General features: G+C 71.9%; 3 protein-coding genes and 1 pseudogene. 3 read left to right on the top strand and 1 reads right to left on the bottom strand.

Annotated features, from left to right (window positions below):
- A partial coding sequence (locus I0C86_RS25975; protein ID WP_407676352.1) for a hypothetical protein occupies positions 1–631 on the bottom strand: 631 nt, incomplete at its 3' end.
- 216 nt (positions 632–847) lie between these two features.
- On the opposite strand from I0C86_RS25975, the gene I0C86_RS25980 reads away from it, so the two are divergent.
- The 3 genes and pseudogenes from I0C86_RS25980 to I0C86_RS25990 all read left to right on the top strand — a co-directional run.
- Positions 848–2,854, top strand: coding sequence for a TIGR03960 family B12-binding radical SAM protein (locus I0C86_RS25980; RefSeq protein ID WP_196203904.1), 2,007 nt, complete (start codon positions 848–850; stop codon positions 2,852–2,854).
- Between the two features lie 191 nt (positions 2,855–3,045).
- Positions 3,046–3,780, top strand: a complete 735-nt coding sequence (locus tag I0C86_RS25985; RefSeq protein WP_196203905.1) for a TIGR03936 family radical SAM-associated protein — start codon at positions 3,046–3,048, stop codon at positions 3,778–3,780.
- 135 nt (positions 3,781–3,915) lie between these two features.
- Positions 3,916–4,986 (top strand): annotated as a pseudogene (locus I0C86_RS25990) (hypothetical protein); the annotation flags it as partial.

Raw genomic sequence — 4,986 nt, forward strand, 5'->3', positions numbered from 1 at the left:
CCCGGGTGGGCGGCGGCTCGTCCGCGTCCTCGTCCACCGGTGCGGCTGCGCCGGCACCGCCGGGTGCCGGTGGCGAGCCGTCCCCGGCCGCTCCGGGCGCCCTCTTCCCGGCCGGTTCGGCGATGACCTCGGCTGGTTGGGCGACGACCTCGGCGATGGCCTCGGCCGGCTCGGCGACGGGTTCGGCGACGACCTCGGCCGGTTCGGCGACGACCTCGGCGACGACCTCGGCGACGACCTCGGCCGGTTCGGCGACGACCTCGGCCGGCTGCTCCACCCGTCGGGTGGCGTCCGGGTCTGCGGGCCGGTCCTCCCCGGACGCGTCGGCCGCTGCCGTGGCCACTGCCTCGGCCGCTGGCGGTTGCTCCGCGCCGGAGGAGACGTCGGCGGGCGCTGGCTCCTCGACACGGGTGGCGTCGCGGTCCGGCTGCTCCTCGACGCGGGTGTGCCCGGCAGACCCGTCCCGGTCGGCCGGGGTGTCGGTGGGCGACCGGGACGACCGGTCCGACGGCTCTGCCTGACTCTCCCGATCGCCGACGGCCCCGGTCGTCGACCGGTCGACCGATGGTGGCGGCTCGGATGGAGCGGCTCGGCCCGCCGGTTCGGTCGCGTCCGGCTGCGGCTGCGGCATTGTTCAGGTCTCCTCTCGCGCCCGTTCGAGGTTAGTACCGCCTGACCAATTTTCCCGGCGACGCGAGGCCCCGCCGGGTGTCGCCGACAGTGCGGTGACCAGGTGTATGGGACAGGTGACCTCAGGTGATGGCTTACTACTCGTCCGGGCCGGTCCGGCAACGCGTACCCTGGACCGCTGGTCGGGTATTCCAGCCAGATGTTCCCGGGAGGTTCCATGAGCGCCGCGTCGACCGCCGCGAGCAGGTCAGCGGCGATGACCGTCTGGCCGCAGCTTGAGCCGCTGCTGCCCCAGGTGAGCAAGCCGATTCAGTACGTCGGTGGCGAACTGGGCGCGGTGGTGAAGGACTGGGACTCGGCGGTTGTCCGCTGGGCACTGATGTATCCGGACGCATACGAGGTGGGCCTCCCGAACCAGGGCGTCCAGATCCTCTACGAGGTGCTCAACGAGCTGCCCGACGTGCTGGCCGAACGGACCTACTCGGTCTGGCCGGACCTGGAGGCGCTGATGCGCGCCGGAGGTGTGCCGCAGTTCACCGTCGAGGCGCACCGGCCGGTCGGCGCGTTCGACCTGTTCGGGATCTCGTTCGCCACCGAACTGGGCTACACCAACCTGCTGACCGCGATCGACCTGGCCGGCATTCCACTGCTGGCCGCCGACCGTACCGACGAGCACCCGGTGATCGTGGCCGGCGGACATGCCGCGTTCAACCCCGAGCCGATCGCCGACTTCGTCGACGCGGCCGTGCTCGGTGACGGCGAGGAAGCCGTACTGGAGATCACCGAGATCGTCCGGGAGTGGAAGGCGGAGGGCAGCCCCGGTGGCCGGGACGAGCTGCTGCTGCGGCTGGCGCGTACCGAGAGCGTCTACGTGCCGCGCTTCTACGACGTCGACTACCTGCCCGACGGCCGGATCCAGCGGGTCGTGCCGAACCGGCCCGACGTGCCGTTCCGGGTGCACAAGCGGACGACGATGGACCTGGACGCCTGGCCGTACCCGAAGAAGCCGATCGTGCCGCTCGCCGAGACGGTGCACGAGCGGTACGCCGTGGAGATCTTCCGGGGTTGTACCCGGGGTTGCCGGTTCTGCCAGGCCGGCATGATCACCCGGCCGGTCCGGGAACGGTCGATCACCACCGTGGGACAGATGGTCAAACAGGGGTTGGAGTACTCCGGCTTCCACGAGGTGGGCCTGCTGTCGCTGTCGTCGGCGGACCACTCCGAGATCGGTGACATGTGCTCGGGCCTGGCTCAGCAGTACGAGGGGACCAACGTCTCGCTCTCGCTGCCGTCGACCCGGGTCGACGCGTTCAACATCGAACTGGCCCAGGAGCTGTCCCGCAACGGCCGGCGGACCGGGCTCACCTTCGCCCCCGAGGGTGGGTCGGAACGGATCCGCAAGGTGATCAACAAAATGGTGACGGAGGAGGACCTGATCCGCACCGTGGTCACCGCCTACACCAACGGGTGGCGGCAGGTGAAGCTCTACTTCATGTGTGGGCTGCCGACCGAGGAGGACGAGGACGTCCTGCAGATCGCCCGGCTCGCGCACGAGGTGATCAAGGCGGGTCGGGCGGCCACCGGCTCCAAGGACATCCGCTGCACCGTCTCGATCGGCGGCTTCGTACCCAAGCCGCACACCCCGTTCCAGTGGGCCAGGATGGAACGGCCCGAGGTGATCGACAACCGGCTCCGGCTGCTCAAGCAGGCGATCAACTCCGACCGTTCGCTCGGTCGGGCGATCGGCTTCCGGTACCACGACGGTGAGCCGTCGCTGATCGAGGGACTGCTGAGTCGGGGCGACCGCCGGGTCGGCGCCGTGATCCGCCGGGTCTGGGAGAACGGCGGCCGGTTCGACGGCTGGAGCGAACACTTCTCCTACCAGCGCTGGATCGACGCCGCCGCGGAGGTGCTGCCCTCGTTCGGGGTCGACGTCGACTGGTACACCGTCCGGGAGCGGGAGCAGGCCGAGGTGCTGCCCTGGGACCACCTCGACTCCGGCCTGGACAAGGACTGGCTCTGGCAGGACTGGCAGGACTCGGTGTCGGAGTTCGAGCAGGACGACTGCCGGTGGACGCCGTGCTTCGACTGTGGCGTCTGCCCGTCCATGGACACCGAGATCCAGATCGGGCCGACCGGCCGGAAACTCCTGCCGCTCACCCCGGTCAACGCCGGCCTGCGGATGCCGGCCGACCCCGACCCCGCACACGCACACGCACACTGAGCCGATCCGAGCACGGCTGTCCCGGACCGGAGACCTGACCCGCCTCCGGGACAGTCGGCCCGGTACCGGACACTGGTCCCACCGCAGCGCGAAGCGGCTCGACGTCACCGGGGTGCAGCACCGACCCCGCCCACCACAGGAGCACCACGATCAGCAGGAAACCACAGCCGGAGGGCGGCCAGGCGCCGGTCGTGCAGCGGATCCGGATCAGGTACGCCAAGCGCGGCCCGTTGCGGTTCACCTCGCACCGTGACTTCGCCCGTGCCTTCGAACGCGCGTTGCGGCGGGCCGGCGTACCGGTGGCCTTCTCCCAGGGCTTCACGCCGCATCCCAAGATCTCCTACGCCAGTGCGGCGCCCACCGGGGTCGCCAGCGAGGCCGAGTACCTGGAGATCGGGCTCCAGGCACCGGTGGACCCGTCCGACCTGCGGACGGCGTTGGACTCGGCGCTGTCCCCGGGGCTCGACGTCCTCGACGCCGTCGTCGCGGGCAGCGGAAGCCTGGCGGACCGGATCGACGCGTCGCGGTGGCGGATAGAACTGCCCGGGATCGAACCCGATGTCCTTCGCAACGCCGTGTCGGCCTTCCTGGCCGCCGCCGAGGTGATGGTCGAACGGATGACCAAGCAGGGCCGACGTGTTTTCGACGCCCGTGCCGCCGTGAGCGGTATCGATGTGATCGAGAGGACCGGGGCACCTTCCGGGGTCGCGGGCGTACCGTGTGCGATACTCGAAATGGTCGTGCGGCAGGTCACCCCGTCCGTACGACCCGATGACGTCCTTTCTGGCCTCCGCGTGGTGGCCGACCTGGAGCCGCCGGTGCCGCCGAGGGCGACCCGGCTGGCGCAGGGCACGCTGACCGCGCAGGGGGAGATCGTGGATCCGTTGGAGGCGGACCGCGACGGGGCAGCCATCGGCGAACGCTAGTCGGAAATCCGGCCGGCGGCAGGTAGGCAGACTTCGGCGACCCGGTCACCTTGACGCGTCACCGGAAATACTTTGCGGCAACCCTGCGTGGCAGCGCTCACCCGCGCCCGGGGAAGCCAGAACTGGAGAACGTCCATGCTCGAGAACGAGCCAGAGGGCGGGGAACGGACCGGCGCACAGCCGGCCGACGCCGCCGAGAACACTGGCACCGAGGCGCCCGTGCGCCGGGTCCGCACCACGCGTCGCCGTACGTCGGCGACGAGTGAACCGACGCCGACCGGCGCGCCGAGCGAGGCGCCCAGTACGGCCCGGTCGGGCAGCGGGGAAGCGCCCGACCCCGAGGTGCTGGCACCGGTGGCCGGTGACACGGAGCCCGCACCGAAGACGACGCGTCGACGGCGAAAGGCCACCACGGCCGACAAGAAGGACGAAACCGGTCTTTGGCCGGCGGACGGTGCACCGATCGGTGACGCCGGTACGACCGTGGGTGGCGAGCCGCCCGCTCCGGCCGTCGAGTCCGTACCGCCGGTCGAGTCCGTACCGCCGGTCAAGGTGACCCGGACGCGGCGGAAGAAGGCGGCTCCGCCCGTCGAGCCGACCGAAGCGGCGGTCGAGCCGAGCGGTGTGCCGGCCGAGCCGGGCGGTGTGGTGACCGGGGCCGGTGACCCGGCCGTGGCCCGTACCGGTGACCCGGCCGTGGCCCGTACCGGTGACCCGGCCGTGGCCCGTACCGGTGACGGTCCCGAACCGACCGGCACGCCGGCGGTGACCGGCGGCACGACCGGATCGACCGTCGGCGCCCCTGGCGCCGCCGAGCCGGCCGCCAGCGGTGGCCAACCGGATGCCCAGCTTCCCGGCGGTGACGGCGGTGCCAGGCTGCTGGAGCCGGCCGAGGTTCCCGAGGAGGCGCCGCGAGGCCGCCGACGGCGGGCCGCGCTCTCCGCACCCACCGTGCTGTTCATGGCGCCGGAGCCGGAGACCCCGCCGGGCCGGCCCGCCACGCCGGTCGAGCCGGTCGCGGTCGTCCGACCCGTCGAGGTGGAGGTCGAGGCCGAGCCGGGCGAGCCCGCCGAGACGCTCCGGCGCCGTCGTCGCGGGCGCCGGACCACCGAGCAGCCGGTCGAGCCCGAGGCCGAGGCGGAGGTCGAGGTCGCCACGGACGACGAGGCCCTCGACGCCGTGGACCAGGACGAGGACGACGAGACG

It is taken from the genome of Plantactinospora alkalitolerans (assembly GCF_015690345.1).
Classification (GTDB): domain Bacteria; phylum Actinomycetota; class Actinomycetes; order Mycobacteriales; family Micromonosporaceae; genus Plantactinospora; species Plantactinospora alkalitolerans.